General features: G+C 42.6%; 17 protein-coding genes. 11 read left to right on the top strand and 6 right to left on the bottom strand.

The window, feature by feature from the left end; translation table 11 throughout:
* The 3 genes from FNH22_RS32195 to FNH22_RS28290 all read left to right on the top strand — a co-directional run.
* Positions 1 to 496: hypothetical protein (locus tag FNH22_RS32195; RefSeq protein ID WP_185154460.1), on the top strand; the 496-nt coding region annotated here is incomplete at its 5' end.
* 411 nt (positions 497 to 907) lie between these two features.
* Positions 908 to 1666 (top strand): hypothetical protein, encoded by a 759-nt coding sequence (locus FNH22_RS28295; protein ID WP_143401890.1) that lies wholly within the window; start codon positions 908 to 910, stop codon positions 1664 to 1666.
* Positions 1667 to 1740: 74 nt separating this feature from the next.
* Positions 1741 to 2442, top strand: coding sequence for a hypothetical protein (locus FNH22_RS28290; protein ID WP_143401889.1), 702 nt, complete (start codon positions 1741 to 1743; stop codon positions 2440 to 2442).
* 679 nt (positions 2443 to 3121) lie between these two features.
* Here FNH22_RS28290 and FNH22_RS28285 read toward each other — a convergent pair.
* From FNH22_RS28285 to FNH22_RS28275, 3 genes are all read right to left on the bottom strand, one after another.
* Complete coding sequence (locus FNH22_RS28285; protein ID WP_143401888.1) at positions 3122 to 3457, bottom strand: T9SS type A sorting domain-containing protein; 336 nt, start codon at positions 3455 to 3457, stop codon at positions 3122 to 3124.
* A 708-nt stretch (positions 3458 to 4165) separates the two neighbouring features.
* The gene (locus FNH22_RS28280) at positions 4166 to 5902 is read right to left on the bottom strand and encodes an ABC transporter ATP-binding protein (RefSeq protein WP_143401887.1); all 1737 of its coding nucleotides are present in this window, start codon (positions 5900 to 5902) and stop codon (positions 4166 to 4168) included.
* Between the two features lie 63 nt (positions 5903 to 5965).
* Complete coding sequence (locus FNH22_RS28275; RefSeq protein WP_255518178.1) at positions 5966 to 6421, bottom strand: 3-oxoacyl-ACP synthase; 456 nt, start codon at positions 6419 to 6421, stop codon at positions 5966 to 5968.
* Positions 6422 to 6617: 196 nt separating this feature from the next.
* Here FNH22_RS28275 and FNH22_RS28270 point away from each other — a divergent pair, with 196 nt between their 5' ends.
* Genes FNH22_RS28270 through FNH22_RS28260 form a run of 3 tightly spaced genes read left to right on the top strand, consistent with a single transcriptional unit; the run spans position 6618 to position 8402 of the window.
* Positions 6618 to 7127: a cupin domain-containing protein gene (locus FNH22_RS28270; protein WP_143401886.1), complete on the top strand. Its 510-nt coding sequence runs from the start codon at positions 6618 to 6620 to the stop codon at positions 7125 to 7127.
* A 4-nt stretch (positions 7128 to 7131) separates the two neighbouring features.
* Positions 7132 to 7707 carry a hypothetical protein gene (locus FNH22_RS28265; protein ID WP_143401885.1) on the top strand — a complete coding sequence of 192 codons (576 nt, stop codon included), beginning with the start codon at positions 7132 to 7134 and terminating at the stop codon, positions 7705 to 7707.
* Complete coding sequence (locus FNH22_RS28260) at positions 7704 to 8402, top strand: DUF2490 domain-containing protein (RefSeq protein ID WP_143401884.1); 699 nt, start codon at positions 7704 to 7706, stop codon at positions 8400 to 8402. Before FNH22_RS28265 ends, FNH22_RS28260 begins: the two co-directional genes overlap by 4 nt.
* Positions 8403 to 8415: 13 nt before the next feature.
* Here FNH22_RS28260 and FNH22_RS28255 read toward each other — a convergent pair whose 3' ends face one another.
* Both FNH22_RS28255 and FNH22_RS28250 read right to left on the bottom strand, forming a co-directional pair.
* Positions 8416 to 9330: an ABC transporter substrate-binding protein gene (locus FNH22_RS28255; protein ID WP_143401883.1), complete on the bottom strand. Its 915-nt coding sequence runs from the start codon at positions 9328 to 9330 to the stop codon at positions 8416 to 8418.
* Positions 9331 to 9530: 200 nt separating this feature from the next.
* Positions 9531 to 10898: an MBL fold metallo-hydrolase gene (locus FNH22_RS28250; RefSeq protein ID WP_143401882.1), complete on the bottom strand. Its 1368-nt coding sequence runs from the start codon at positions 10896 to 10898 to the stop codon at positions 9531 to 9533.
* 172 nt (positions 10899 to 11070) lie between these two features.
* On the opposite strand from FNH22_RS28250, the gene FNH22_RS28245 reads away from it, so the two are divergent.
* The 3 genes from FNH22_RS28245 to FNH22_RS28235 all read left to right on the top strand — a co-directional run bounded on the left by FNH22_RS28245 (position 11071) and on the right by FNH22_RS28235 (position 12316).
* Positions 11071 to 11319, top strand: coding sequence for a hypothetical protein (locus FNH22_RS28245; RefSeq protein WP_143401881.1), 249 nt, complete (start codon positions 11071 to 11073; stop codon positions 11317 to 11319).
* Positions 11320 to 11401: 82 nt separating this feature from the next.
* Entirely contained in the window at positions 11402 to 11863 is a 462-nt protein-coding gene (locus tag FNH22_RS28240) for a MaoC family dehydratase (RefSeq protein WP_143401880.1), read from the top strand.
* A 27-nt stretch (positions 11864 to 11890) separates the two neighbouring features.
* The gene (locus FNH22_RS28235) at positions 11891 to 12316 is read left to right on the top strand and encodes a hypothetical protein (protein ID WP_143401879.1); all 426 of its coding nucleotides are present in this window, start codon (positions 11891 to 11893) and stop codon (positions 12314 to 12316) included.
* Positions 12317 to 12375: 59 nt separating this feature from the next.
* Here the strand turns inward: FNH22_RS28235 and FNH22_RS28230 are convergent, their stop codons facing one another.
* On the bottom strand, positions 12376 to 13671 hold the full coding sequence (locus tag FNH22_RS28230; protein ID WP_143401878.1) for a M20/M25/M40 family metallo-hydrolase: 1296 nt from the start codon (positions 13669 to 13671) through the stop codon (positions 12376 to 12378).
* Between the two features lie 429 nt (positions 13672 to 14100).
* On the opposite strand from FNH22_RS28230, the gene FNH22_RS28225 reads away from it, so the two are divergent.
* On the top strand, positions 14101 to 14712 hold the full coding sequence (locus FNH22_RS28225; protein WP_143401877.1) for a DUF3592 domain-containing protein: 612 nt from the start codon (positions 14101 to 14103) through the stop codon (positions 14710 to 14712).
* Between the two features lie 122 nt (positions 14713 to 14834).
* Positions 14835 to 15782, top strand: coding sequence for a PD40 domain-containing protein (locus tag FNH22_RS28220; protein ID WP_185154459.1), 948 nt, complete (start codon positions 14835 to 14837; stop codon positions 15780 to 15782).
* Positions 15783 to 15784: the final 2 nt, after the last annotated feature.

Below are 15784 nucleotides of genomic sequence, written 5' to 3'. Positions count from 1 at the left end.
CCTACAGCTCAAGCAGCAAAAGGAATACGGCGACCAATTCACAGCCACAGACACCCTTAACACCACCAAAGCCCAGGCTAATCGTGAATACATGAAGCACGTAAAAATAGCCCGCATCGCTGCCCGCAAGGACCGCGGCGCTTTCGAAAGCCTGCAGCTTTCCGGTGATCGTAAGCGTACCCTCTCCGGCTGGCTAAAGCAGGCCAAAGCCTTTTATGCGAACGCCCTGGCCAATGCTGACCTGCTCGCCGCCCTGGCCGGCTTCGGCATTACCGAGGCCAAACTCACCGCCGCTCAGCTACAGGTACTGGGTGTAGAGCAGGCCTTTAACCGGCAGCTGCGCGAAAAAGGCGAAGCCCAGGCTGCCACCCAGCGCCGTGACGAAGCCTTCGACGCCCTGCAAAGCTGGCTGGCCGACTTCATCGCCGTATCCCGCATAGCCCTGGAAAGTGAGTCCCAATACCTGGAAGTACTCGGCGTAGTACAGCCAGCTTAAGAGAAGTGTGAACACCTGGCCGTGTGGCTGGGTGTTTAAGCTTTTACAGGATTTAAACTGTGGTGATGGCAGGAAATTAAAAAGGCTGAAAAGTTCCTGAATTTGGTCTTGGATTAAGCGTAGCATTCCTATGACCTATAACGAGATAGAGCCTCCGCTCGGACTTCATTTAGGCCACTCATGAAAAATAATTTCTGTGTAAAAACGATCCTTATTGCCTTTGATTAGCATTTTTTCAAAATCAGGAGATGATCATAAAGTACTTAAATTGCTTGATATGAACTTTGTTAATTTCAAAAGTGAATTCTCTGGATTTTTGCCCTTTTAATCAAAGGTCCATGCAGCAGCACTACTTCTAAACGCATTCAATAGATAATACATGTCCGAGTCTGACGTTAAGGATATCTAAACATGAAGAGAGTTGTCATTTATGGCTTTATAGTATTATTGAGCAAGACGAGTTTACTCGGTCAAAAATACAATGGTTACCTGGGTCTTGAATTGGGTGTTTCTGCTACACATTCTTTCTGGGAAGGAAACAAGCCCAATAAAAATGAAATTCGACTCCAACATATCTCTCAGGCCTCACCTAACTTTCAATTGCTATTTACAAAACAGTTATCACCCCGGTTTTGGATGTACCTGGGTGCAAGGGCTCAACCCGTCTCCTGGAAGTACAGCAGGTATCAAATAAGCGGTAGATATAAAAGAAGAAGACGATCATTGACTACATTCGGTATTTGGCATTTCTCGCTCATAGCAAGCTATGAAGTCAAAAAAATTGTGATCAAAAAGCGATTTCCTGCCCAACTGTTCTTTGAGTTAGGCCCTTTGGTGTACCTTGGAAACGGGGCGAAGTCAAGCCTGAACAATGGCTCTCTTAACTTAACCACAAACACGGACAGCTTAACATCACAACAAGGAGGGCCGAACTATGACGATGGCAAGTGGATCAGCGTTATGCCTTCAGCAGGAGTATCGCTAGCCGTAAAACTCCCAAACAAAAAACTTCTAACACTACGTGGGAGTTTGGGCGTTGGCACCCGCACATCATTTCGAGAATTCGTAGATCGCGACAGAGGCTATACAATCAAATCAAATGGCTCATTTATGCAAATGAGCATAGGCTACCTTTTTCCGTTGAAAACAAAAGGCAAGCAAAAGTTATGAGCAAAAAAATATTCTTGGCTGCCTGGCTCCTACTATCTTTAATTGATTCCCTATCAGCACAAAACCGAATGCATGTGCTAGATTCTTTACGCAAACCACCTCACTTCATACAGGTTGGTGCAGGCTTTACCGTTACCAGGCCCTCTGGCTCCGGTACCAAACAGATTTCCAGTTTAACCGGATTTTCAGGTGTAGTGCCGTTAAGCATTGGTACTGTTATTCAAGACAAACACGTGGTAAAGGCAACCTTATTCTTTGAAGACTATTTCCCCCTATTCAGCTACGAGTATCAACCTCATGATGACTATTGGGTCCGGGTTTTTAACTTAAATATCAGTGCTACCAATATCAATATATCTTACGGGCGCAGATATCCATTTACGTTCCTTCAAAACCACTTTCATTTCACGCCAAGTCTTGGAGTGCTCGCTAGTGTTGTCAATGAAGTTAAATATCCAGAAGGTCAAAGAATTATACTTAGACAAGAAGGTACTACTGTTTCGGATACATTAACAGTAACAAGTGTGCCCAACAGAGAATGGAACAAGGTTAACCTCTCCTTGGCGGTAGGTGTGGACCTCGAAACTAAGTTTATTCATCCACGTTTGGCGCTCGTGTGGCGGTCATCCTTCAACCTCACCTTGACTAAAAGTGCTACTACCCGAATAAACCTTTCGTTCACGGATCCTGAAAAAGATTTTAGTGAAGAATTCAACCACCGCTTAAACAACTTCAATACCTCAATAGGCCTACGCTACTATTTTCAAAGCTTCTAGGATGAGATTCCACTTTTAAAGGATTTTTAGATTGATCAAATTAGGCAAATGCATAAAATACTGGCAATCAGCACAATTCACCTACTCAGGGTCTCCCACCCCTTTCTTAGGACGTCATCACCATACCGGTTATGCAAATAGGTAGGTTTGGAGCGGCAAAGGCAGGCCATCTCTTTAAACGGGGAGATTGCCGCGCCTTTCCTCACGCATGGCCCACCGAAGGCTCGCAATGTCGATCTGTAGTTATGATTAAGCCCTTACCTGGTCGTAGGTTAAGCGCAGTGTTCCTACGACCTACAATGGGATAGAGCGTCCGCTCGGGCTTCATTTATGGCAGCATTTTCTATCTGTGGACCGAAGTGAATATTCCGGATATCTCTCCAGGTAGAGGGTGTATCTATGATGTGATTACCCGAGGCACCATTCGGGTTTACTTCCTTTCGATACTGTTTTTACGTTATCATGTGGATGGACCTTCTCACGTCCTCAGGGTCTCTCGTAGAGGACCCTGAGGATTAAAGACTGCTGCACTTATCCAAAGACCAGGGAGAGTATTCACAAGGTATTTTATCCAGTCGTTCGCAGCGTATATGAAGGGACAGACTTCTGAAGAAGCAAAAAAGCCCGACCGCTAACACGATCAGGCTTTTATCCCTTCTCCACAAAATCAACTATATTTTTATCGGATCACTACCCGCTTGGTTTTTTGAACGTTTCCTACGCTTATCTGAGCCATGTATACTCCTGCCTCTAATTTACCGTCAAGTGCCAGTGTAGCAGCGTAACCTTTCGCGGTAGTTTCGTATACCACTGTACCTTCTAAATTGGTGATGTTGATCACCACTTCCTCAGTGCTGTCCGTACCGGCGATTTCCCAGGTTAATGTAATGGTATTCTCCTTGGCTTCAGCCTGAAAGTGCTCTACGGAAGTGGGTGGGGTCAAGCTGTTTACATTCGCTTTAACAGTACTCACACTTACTATCATCAGGGCAGCTACTATTAGTATATTTTTCATCTTACTCTCTGTTTCGTTTCTTTCAAATCAACAATACAAAGTTAGGGTACTGAGGGTGGCTATATAAGAGCTAAAAAGCGTAATTTTTACTACGCAGTTTTGCTTAGGCGGTGCTACGGTAGATTACCGGAAAGGCCGTTATTTCGGTAATAAACTAGGTTTTGTCGATGCTCCCATATTGAACTGGTCGTAGGTTAAGCGCAGCGTTCCTACGACCTACCATGGGATAGAGCATCCGCTCGGGCGTCATTTACGGCAGTATTTTCTATAGCTATGGACTAAGGTTTACTTCTTTTTGATCTTGTCTTCTGTACTTTACTATGTGGATAGATAGACCTAACCGGTGTTGTTGGTAATAGCAAGGCCGAAGTACAGCCAGGCTAATACCGTGGTCATGGTGTGGAAATTGAAAAGCCTGAAAAGTTTGTTATACGCCTATTCCCATGCCATCTAAACCTCTTTATACCCACCGGGCGGACGCCCTAAACCAGTGTGATGAAAGATGACATTTGAAGTTTTAATTACTAAAACCGGCCGGAGGCCTAATTGATAGTCGTCACTCGGAAACCCAAGCGACTGAGAGGAAACACTGTATATAAGGTGTAGGTATGGACTATTGTCATGCCGTTCGTTAATTTATCAGAACGTTTCCGTTTGCTAGCAGGATTACGGTAATATCAGGTGAAATGCCGGCAGACCGTCGCAGACCTAAATTCTGGCTTGATAAGTATAAAGCTGAAAGTACCGGCCCTCTTTTTCAATGAGTTCATCATGTTTTCCGCGCTCTACAATATTTCCATCTTCTATGACCAATATCTGGTCTGCCTGCCGGATGGTACTTAGTCTGTGAGCAATTACGAAAGTAGTACGTCCTGCCATCAACTCTTTCAAACTGGCCTGTATGAAAGTCTCACTTTCCGTATCCAGGTTAGAAGTAGCTTCGTCTAATATCAGTATACGAGGGTCAGCCAGTATGGCGCGTGCTATGGCGATCCTTTGACGCTGTCCGCCTGATAATTTAACGCCTCTTTCTCCGATCAATGTATCCAGCCCCTCTTCAAAACGATCAGTAAACTCATGAACATAAGCAGCTTTTACGGCCAGGTCCAGTTGCTCCCGGGTGGCATTAGGCCGGGGGAACATAATATTTTCCCGGATAGTGCCTTCAAACAAAAAATCATCCTGGAGTACCACTCCCAACCCACTTCTAAAGCTTTCTAAAGTGACTTTGGCAAGGTCAATGCCATCAATAGTGATGCGCCCTTCATCCGGATTCAAAAAAGAGGCGGCCAGCCCTGCTATGGTGGTTTTTCCACTACCCGAGGTACCTACCAGTGCAGTTACAGAGCCTGCCGGAGCTTCGAAATTCACATCTTTTACTACGGGCTTGTCCTTTTCATAAGCAAATGAAACGTTCTCGAAATTTATGTGTCCTTTTGTAGCTTCCAGCTTTACTTTCCGGTCTTTGTGGTCTGCCTCCAGGGGAGTGTTCATGATCTCTTCGGTACGGTCCAGCCCTGCAAAAGCCTCCGTAAGCTGGCTTCCTATGTTACTCATCTGCACGATAGGTGCAATCATAAACCCCAGGTACAAGGTAAAGGAAAGGAATTCCCCAAAAGAAAGATCACCTTTCATAATCATATAGCCCCCGATACCCATAATTCCTGTAGAGGCCAGCCCTAATAAAAAGGTTGCTGAACTGGTGACAATGCTGGTAGATGTAAGACTCTTTTTGACATTTTGAAAAAGGCGGTCAACCCCATCTTCGAATGTTCTGATTTCCTGTGCTTCCGCATTAAAACCCTTGATCACCCGTACACCTCCCAGGGTTTCTGTCAGCCTGCCGGTCACCTCGGCATTTATTTTGCCCCGTTCCCGGAATATCGGACGGATGTATCCAAATGCTTTGAGCGATATCATGCCAAAAATAGCCACAGGTACCAGTACATAAAGGGTCATCATCGGGCTGATACTGATCAGTAAAACCAGAGATACGATAGCAGTGAGAATGCCTCCAAAAAGTTGCAGGAGTCCTGTGCCCACCAGGTTTCTTACGCCTTCTACATCGGTCATGATCCGTGATACCAGTTCTCCCGTTTTCGTATTATCAAAAAAGCAGATGGGCAGTTGCAGGATATGCCGTTGTACCTTAGCCCGGAGTTGGGCTATCAGGTGCTGCGCCTCTACGCTAAGGATCTGTGTGAGTAAAAATGAAGTAATGGCTTGCACACTAACGGCTGTCACCACTACTATGAGCAGGATCTTCAGCTGCTCCATATCATTGACAGGAATGATATCATCTATTAATATTTTACTGGCATAAGGTAGCACCAGGTTGGCCATACGACTGATCACGATCAGGATGAGCCCGATAAAAACAAATTTTCTTCTAGGCCAAATGATCGTTTTGAATACATAGCCTATGGTCACTTTTGATTTACTCATACTCTTGCTTAACGGAAATATAGAAGATAAGTGACACTTGATTTTCAGAGGTTTATTGACCTGCTAAATAATGTCAGTAATCCGGATTTGCTTTCCATTGAAACTGAAAGTATCCCCTTTCTTTTTACCTGACAGCAAAGCTCCGATGGGTGATAAGGGCGAAATGGCGAAGTAATCTTCCCCTTCCACTTTCAGCCTGCCCAAACTGACAGATAAATAGAAAGCGGCGCCATCCGTAATCACCAAACTTCCTAACGCTGCCACATCCGTATTTGTTTTAACGTCTATACTGCTCAGGGCTTGCTGCAGTTTCTTTGATTCCACCAGCTGCCGTGACTGGTTTTCTATTTCTTGCTGCATCATAGCTCGCCCGGTCTCATATTTATCTCCTGCAGAGCTTTTGGTTTCTCCTTCTGCTGACTCTTTGGCCAATTGAATAGCATGGATGATATTTTTTATGCGTTCTTCAATCTGTTCCCGGCACAATTGATACAGCTGTAGCTTGATTTCCTTTTTCATTCACGTTCTGTAAAAGTGGGTAAAGGTAATCCAGTCTGTTTTACTTTTTGAATTATTGCTGCTTAATGACAACGATTTAGGTGTGGAGCCTCGTTTATTGATTAGTTTTACACTAGCTTATTAAGTGGGCATGGTTACCATGTACATGGAAGGTGTTATTTTTATTGAATAAATGGTTGATTTACAGATGATAATTATGCCTAAAGATGATCAAGTTCCCGGCCCTCAGGATTATGTAGATCACCTGAATTTGATTCCACATCCGGAGGGCGGTTTTTATAAAGAGACGTACAGGGGAAACGATACGGTGGAATTAGCTTCGTTTGAGGGACCTCGGAACGTATGCACCGGTATTTATTATCTTTTGCAGCATGGGCATTTTTCTGCTTTTCACAGGATCAAGTCGGATGAAATGTGGCACTTTTATGACGGCACGGACTTGTCAGTATATGTTATTTATCCGGATGCTTTGCTTCGGGTGATCAAGCTGGGAAGAAATATCAAAGAGGGTGAGGTACTACAGGCCGTTGTGCCTGCCGGTTGTTGGTTTGCTTCAAGAGTGGAGCAAGAAGAAGGTTTTGCACTGGCAGGCTGTACAGTAGCTCCGGGCTTCGATTTCCAAGACTTTGAAATGGCCGGAAGAAAGGCCCTTGTGAAAGAGTATCCGCAGCATAAAACATTGATTACACAATTAACGAGAGCCTAGAGATATGAAAGCTTTTATCTTACTTCTTATGTGCTGCCTGGCCTTTTCATTGGCTGCTCAGGAAAAGAGAGAAAGCGAAAGAAGAATTTCTCCTGATGAGATGCCTCAGACAGCTATGAAGGCCATGGAAGCTTTTATTCCCAAGTGGAGAAAATTACGTTACTTCCAGGAAACGGATGGTACCAGGACCTCATATGAGGCAAAATTCCTGTACAGGGGTAGAAGATTTAGTGTGGAGTTTAGTACTACAGGCATTCTGGAAGATATAGAGATCACTCAAAAATATACATACATGCCCGAATCAGTTCGCGACAGTCTGGAAAGTTATTTGGCCTCTAAATTCAAATCATTTGATATCATAAAATGCCAGCAACAATACCGTCATGAAGGCGCCAGCCCTTATAATACATTGGACCAGGTATTGAGTGAGAAGTGGGAAGGTCCTGTTTTTTATGAACTGGAGATAGATGTCCTCAAGGAAAAAAGCTGGTATAGTGAAGAATACCTTTTTGATCAAAAAGGTCGTTTTTTGTCCAAAAGACGTATTATTAACCGAGCTCAAGATAATTTATTGTATTGATACGTCGGGTTCTGTTAGCTGGTATTTTAGGGCTGTTCTTTCAATCTTTACAAGCCCAATCGGGTGACCTGGTGGCTCATTGGGAGATGGGCGTCCCTATTAGTTATAAGATCAACGATCAATGGCATATGAATACTACGCTTACGGGTCGTAATGGTTTTTACGATCGAAATGACGCAGGTGATGGTATTCAGTTTTTCTCCAACTTCCTGGAGGTTACGCAGTACATATCCCGGCGCGTAAATCAGCGATTGTCTTTATCTCTTGGCTATCGTCATCGCAGGAGAGAACCTTTCGAAGGGAAAGGGCTTTACGAAAACCGGTTGATACAACAGCTTAGTTATGTCCATTTACGTACGGCATCACGCCTGGCCAGCAGGTTACAGACGGAACAACGCTGGGGGAATGAGTTTTTTGAATACCGCATCCGATATCGTTTGTCAATGGACCGTCCGTTTAGTGGAGAAAAACTGGATATTGGCGAGTATTATTTTATTACCGCTAACGAATTAGTAACCGCATTTCCGGATGAGGGTGGTGATAGCCTTGAAAATAGGGTTTCAGTGGGAGCAGGTAAACTATGGACCCGTAAACTTAAGCTGCAGATGGACCTGCAACTGCGTTCGGGTGATCTGTACGGAAAGATAGATCATCGGGTATTTGTGCTCACCTCATTTTATGTGAACTTAAAATGATCATTAGGTTCACTTAGTTTTCTAATAAGTCATTGGTAAATAGTTCATTCATTGGGATTTCCGAAGTCTCTAACTGATTTTTGTTAAGCCATTGGCAGAACTGAACGATACGTTCTTTACGCATAACACCCCATGTGCTACTTCCACCATAATGCCTGGACGTATATTTTTGGCTGGCCATCAAGTCAATATTGTCCAGGTCTCTTTTGGAAATATATGGGCTTAATATACTGGAAGACTGTTCAGGATGTTCTTTCGCATAGAGAAAACCTTCTTTAGTTGCCTTTAAGAAATTTCGTATATCTTTCTCTTGTCCTTTAATGTTTTCGTCTAACGCTACTATTACAGGCGAGTATCCATAAGGGATATTGAAATCATCCATTTTGAATTTATTCAGTGACACTCCTTTACCTTTGGCTTCTATACCTTCCCAGTTCAGAAAGATCCAGGTGGCATCTGCTTTCTTTGCCAGCAATGTATCCCAAATGCCAAGTTTCTTTGGATAATCAATGTTAACATCGCCCTTACCGCCATCATTAATGATCATATGCTTTACTATGGTATCTTCATACCGGGCTTGATAAGAGGCGTAAATTTTGCCATCCAGATCGGCAGGTCTTTCTATGCCGCTGGATGACAGTGCTACAATGGCGCTGAGATCTTCTTCAAAAATGGCAGCTATAGCTCTGGCTGCTGCCGGACGGGCTTTTGTGTTTAAGCTGATAACACTTTCGGAAGGAGCGATGGCAAAATCCACCTGCCCCAACTCAAGTTTTTTCACCGGGGTAACGGAATAGTCGTCTTCTTCCGGTGATATAATTTCCAGATCAATGCCATGATTTCTGTACATGCCTTTGGACCGGGCTACATAAAAACCCGTGTGGTTAGTATTAGGGGTCCAATCTAACGCGAGTTTCATTTCTTTCATAATGAGGGTAATATGTTAATAGGTTGATTACTATTTCAAGTGTGTAATTTAAACAATTGGTGCTAAGTAAGAAGGAAAGAAAACGGGCTATCTAATTATCTTTTAACAAAAATACGTTTTCTAAAGCTGTGTGACTGCGATCCATCAAATTAACCTATCGCACCTTTTGATATACATCTACCATTTTGTTTATGACCAAGTTAAGCACTTAAGCTGATCCGTTCTCCGAATTCAGGAATAATAACCTTATTAACGCCTTGGTGTTCAAGCGATTCTTTGAAATTTTGCATGGCATCTTCATCTCCATGTACTAAGAAAACCTTTTGTAAGCGTTGCTTGTCCTGTGTTTTGAAGAAGTCCATGAGGTTGTTGAAGTCACCATGTCCACTTAGTACATCTGTGCTAAGTACTCTTGCACTTACATTGTATATCTGTCCGTTACGACGAAAAGTTTTTACACCATCCATCAATTGCCGGCCCAGGGTACCCTCCGAACAGTACCCGATGAAAAGAAGCGTGCAGTAGCTGTTCTTGAGGTTTCTGAATACATGGTCTTCAGATTTCCCACCTTTCACCATACCCGATGATGTGATAATAATGCAGGGTTCGTTGTAGTTGTCAATTTCTTCGGCACTGTTCATATCATCCATGTAAAAGAGATTGTCAAAATTAAACAATGACCCTTGTTCGTCCTGGAAATGGCGCGCTTTGGAATTGAGGTACGCTGCAAAATCCTGGTACACATGTGTACTCTTCCTGGCTAAAGGGCTGTCCGTAAAAATTTTGATAGGAGGTAAATTGCCGGCAACCTGAAGTTTATGTAATATATAGAGTAAGGTTTGTGTACGTCCGACGCTGAACGATGGTATGATAAGGCGTCCTGGCACAGCAACGCAGGAGTCATGGATGATTTTTCCTATTATCTTCTCGGGGTTTTTATCCTGATGCACCCGCATGCCATAAGTGGTTTCGCAGATTATATAGTCAGCTACCGGTACGGGGACCGGGTTTTTAAGCAGAGGATAATTTGAACGACCAACGTCACCGGAGAAAACAATGGTTTTTTCACCTGCTTCCACCACGATATGTGCAGCTCCTAGCAGATGCCCTGCGGTTCGAAAATAAAAGGACACCTCCTGATTAAGGGCCGTTTTCTGTTCCACATCTATAGGTTGAAAGTAGTCCAGGCAATCTTCTACTTCACGTGGCCCGTAAAAATCAATTCTAAACCGTTTTTTTCTGCTTTTGGCCTTCTTGAGGTTGATCCTGGCGATATCAAAAAGGAGTATTTCAGTCAAATGGTAAGTAGCATAAGTGCAATAGATTTGCCCTTCGAAACCTTCTTTCACTAAAAGAGGGATCAACCCGCTGTGATCAATGTGGGCATGGGTGAGTAGCAGTACATCAATACTTTTGGGGTTAAAATGAAAAGATTGTGATAGTTCATCATCACGTTGTTCCATATCCATACCACAGTCTACAAGTATTCTTAAACCATGGGTTTCCAATAGAAATTTACTACCGGTGACTTGTTTAGTGGCTCCCAAAAATTGTAATGTAGTACTCATCGCAGCTTAGCTTCCATGCACATTCCCAGGGACAAAAATATCATTTATTTTTTCCGGCACTTCATTAGTTGTTTCTTTTAAAAGATAAAACCCGGGCCTTGGAAATCATCGATATACTGAACAACGAGTTTCAGATTAAAGTTATGTCTACAAGTATATTATTTTTGTGGTCATGTCATGTCCTTCACATAAAAGAGCTTACGTATCCCGGGAACAGTCTGAAGAAGCTTTAATACAGCACCATATTCATTTTCATCATGGTGAAAATAATGGCCCGACCAATGTATATCAGTGTGATCATTGTGGAGGGTGGCATTTTACAAGTAAAGCCCCTTTGGCAGCGATATTGCAAGAAGAGGAGACGCAAAAAAGGATCAAAAAGGAGCGTATAGCGGCAGATTGGGAACGCAAACTGAGATAGTACCTTTAATCGTTTCATATTTTACCTTACTCAATCTGGTTATTTTTGGAAAATAGCTAACTTCCCGGGCAAAACAACACACATGCCCCAACTCATCATAGGAAGCTACGAAGAATTTGAAAAATACCTGGGCCAGGAACTGGGTGTATCAGACTGGTTGGAGATTACTCAAAACCAGGTGGCGACATTTGCAGATGCAACGCTGGACCATCAATGGATACATCTGGATGAAGAAAAAGCCAAAGAGGGTCCTTTTGGAGGCACCATTGCGCATGGCTACCTTACCCTTTCCATTGCACCTTATCTTTGGAAACAGATTGCTGAAATCCGTAACCTGAAAATGATGATCAACTACGGTATTGAAAAATTAAAATTCAATCAACCCGTCAAAGTTGGCAGCCAGGTAAGGCTTAAGGCATACTTGAATACTTTAATGAATTTACGAGGCATAACCAAAGCCCAGCTCGACATTACCCTGGAAATAAAGGATAATCCAAAGCCTGCATATACCGCCACGCTTATTTTTCTTTATCACTTCAAGTAGCTTCGATCATCTTTTAGCTATTTCTTATTGTCACATAGAACTCAGGATTATTTTCTGCTGTTCCATGGAAAAGAAATAAGAAAAATGACTCGCCCCATACACCGTATCCTAGCAATTGCAGCCATTTGGATCATGTTTTGCCATGAAAGTATTCATGCACAAGTAGCACCTGACAGCTTACATCAGGTCATTGAGCAGCGTCTCAAAGAAGGTAATTCATGGATACAAAACAGACAGGATACCAGCTTGGTAAATTTGGAACAGAATCCGCTTTATGTAGTGGATGGTAAAGTCTTTGCGGTTTTACCTGCGCATCTGTCAAAAGAAGCAATTAAGACCATTCATTTTTTAAGACCTGCTTCAGCAACTGCTATTTACGGTGGAACGGCGAAAGATGGTGTTGTATTGATTACAACGGTATTGGATAGCAGCAAAATGATACAAGGATATTGACATTGAATACAAAACGTACAAATTGACCGTTAGTTAGTCCGGACATGTACAGCAGGGTATTATTTTGTCAAAGTCAGGCGATACATAAAAACAGCTGCTCTTTTTGTAAGCACGGGTAGTCGATGTAATTCGCCAAACTCATCGATGGTGTGATCTTTTCCTCCACTTAAGCCAATGCCATCCATGGCTGCTTCTACTAATCCGGAGGTAAATGAAACATCAGCAGCGCCAGCGTTAATAGGATGTACCGGCGTTACCTTTCCAAAGCCCAGATCTTCACTGGTTTTACTGTAAATTTCCAGTAGTTTTTTATTGCCTTCAGAAGGTGCCAAGGGTGGATATCCGGATTCGCTAAACGTCAAAATAGCGGAAGTTTTAGGATAGTTTTTGGCCACTATGTTTTGCATGACCTTTTTGGCGCGTTCTAACTGTTCAGGAGAGACAGCGCGAATGTCTCCCGTGACCAGGGCATCTTTAGCAACTACATTGTTTTTTCCACCGGCGCTACCTCCGTCACTGCCATGAGTATATTCCACAGAGGACCCTGCCAACATTAATCCCGGATTGAAAGTAAGGTATTTTTCAGAGGATAGCTGCTTATAAAACTCCGTCAGGATGCGTGAGGCCTCATAAATTGCTCCGGCACCAATTTTTTCTGAAAATATTTGCGACGAATGTGCTGCTTCCCCTGTTACTTTCAATTGCCAACGGGTAGAACCTCTACGGGAAATTACTGCTGTGCGGAAATTGCTGTCCCCGTTTTCAAACCCCAGGGCTATATCTGCTCGTTTGGCTGCTGCTGTAATGGCCTGTTTGGACAGGTGTATCGGACTGCCGCTTTTTTCTTCATCACCCGTCATTACCACCTCTATGGTGAGTTTATCCAATACTCCGGCGTCTTTGAGTGCTTGTACAGCATGAAGTATGATTACGTCACCTCCTTTCATATCTACTACACCAGGTCCTTTCATTATGGTGTCGTTGACCATTGTATATTCCTGGTTAGGACTTTCCGGCTCAAAAACGGTATCCAGATGACCGATCAATAAAAGCTTTAAAGCATCATCTTTACCTTTATGTACGGCTACCAAATGCCCTGCCCGGTTGAATGCTTTGCCGTCGACCCAGGTAGTGTTGAACCCCAATTCATCAAATTTTTCTTTGAACACCCTACCCACGCGCTTTACCCCCTCAAAGTTCATAGAACCACTATTCATATTTACTACATGCTTAAGCAAGGCTTCAGCAGCGGCATTGTGTTTGTCAACAGATTTGATAATTTTCTTTTCTACTCCTGATACCTGTGCCTGAACGATAAACGGAAACAACAATAACGAAATTAGAATTATACGCATGAACAGGTTTTTTTGAATGTGACGAAGTTTAACTAATTCCTGGCTTTTTCCCAACAGAATTAATGTGGATCAAATAGTGTTTATTAGTAAGAGGCGATAATAATAAAGAGAAGAAACCTTTGGAAAATCTGGTTGTCATTCTTTTAAATCAATATGAGTTTAAACATGAATTTGTTGTAAATTATAAGTAGAAAGAGAAAAATACAGGGTTTCGTTGTATAAAATGAATCATTACGGTCACAAAGTAAGTCCGTGAAATGTGCTAAATGGGTGGAGTAGTTTAATAAAGGGTTTAAATTATCTTTTGGTGTAAACCGGAAGATGAACTCCGCCCATTTTTGAAGCTCTAATAGCACATTCTTTAAAAAGTAAATTTATACCAAATAGATGGTTAATTCGCCAATTTCAAAAATATAACTATATTGAAATATGGCAGTTACAGATCAAGAAAAACAACACGTTCGTGCGCTACTTGTTAAGGATAAAAAAATCGAGGCCATTAAATATGTCAGCGATAATTTTAACCTGGGATTAAAAGATGCCCAAAAGCTCGTAGAATTAATTGATGATGACATTGAAGACCATGAATATGTCCGCCGCTCCAAATCAGCGCGATTAAAAACTTCAGGTAAAAGATCAACAAAAAGTTCAGGTAAGGGAGCATCAAAAATGGTAGGCGTGATATTCTCACTTGTAGGGATTGTAATGCTTTCTATTGCTATTAATGATATGGTCACTAACCAGGAATTGGCCAACATAGGTATAACGGTTACAGCCACTGTGGTAGAAGACCCTTATCAGCCTACATTTGAATATGTAGTTAATGGTGATACGCTATATTATTATTCAAGTACTTCTTCCGACCCTCCCAGTTATCACCTGGGGGAGGAAGTGGAAATGTTCGTTCATCCCGAAAACCCTTACAATACACTCGTTAATACATTCATGGAGCGATGGTTTTTAGGAGTATTGTTGGGAGGCATGGGAGCTGTGTTTTTTACGATCGGGATAGTTTCATTTGTGGTTTTTCGTAAGATTTGAATAGGACAGATACTGGAAAAACGGAGGGTCAGACCGGCTACTGGTTGGGAAGCACTATGGAAATACTTCGTTTTACGGATTACTTCAAAGAGCTATCTTATCACGTGTGCCGTATAATCTGTATGAAAAGTAATTTTTTCCTTGTCATTTTTATTACTTCGATCCTGGCCGTTCAAGGGCAGCAGTATACTTCTGTGGAACCAGCTATTGAAATACTGAAGGGGTTTCCCAAAGTCAGGGATTTTACGCTTTCTGCTACGGGAAAAGAAGGCTATATCACAGTGCAAAGTCCATTAGAGGAAATATCTGTTCTGGCAAGGATCACAAAAAACGCTGGGGATTGGACAATGCCGGAAATAGTGTCCTTTTCAGGAAAATACAAAGACCTGGAACCGTTCTTATTACCCGATGGCCTTCGACTTTATTTTGTATCTAACCGACCGGTCACAACGGTCGATTCCGCTGTGAAAGATTTTGATATCTGGTATGTGGTACGCGACAATGACAAAGCAGATTGGGGAGTGCCTGTGAACCTTGGATGGCCGGTTAATTCCGAGTATAATGAATTTTATCCAACATTGGCCAGCAATAATAACTTATACTTTACCTCTGACGCACCAGCGGCGAAAGGTAAGGATGATATTTTTTTAAGTACCTGGAATGGGTCAGAATATACATCGCCAATACCCATGGGTGAAGCTATAAATACGGAAGGGTACGAATTTAATGCCTATGTTTCGTCCGATGAGTCCTATCTTATTTTTAGTGGTTATAACAGAGAAGATGGATTGGGCAGTGGTGATCTGTACATCAGCTTCAGGGATGAGAATCAAGACTGGAGCGTAGCCCGAAATTTGGGTGAAGGAATAAATTCAAAGTACATGGACTATTGCCCCTTCCTTGACACGAGCACCATGACATTGTATTTTACCAGTAGAAGGAGTGCTATCCGTAATGTAGATAGTTTTAGGTCGTTGACAGCATTTATGGATGAAATCAATCGTTATGAAAATGGTCTTAGCAGAATCTATAAAATTTCGGTAGGTAAAGAGGTGTTTCCAGATAAGTGAAC

Origin of the sequence: Fulvivirga sp. M361 (genome assembly GCF_007097395.1) — a bacterium.
Lineage (GTDB): Bacteria > Bacteroidota > Bacteroidia > Cytophagales > Cyclobacteriaceae > Fulvivirga.
This window is presented reverse-complemented; position numbering and strand designations above follow the sequence as displayed.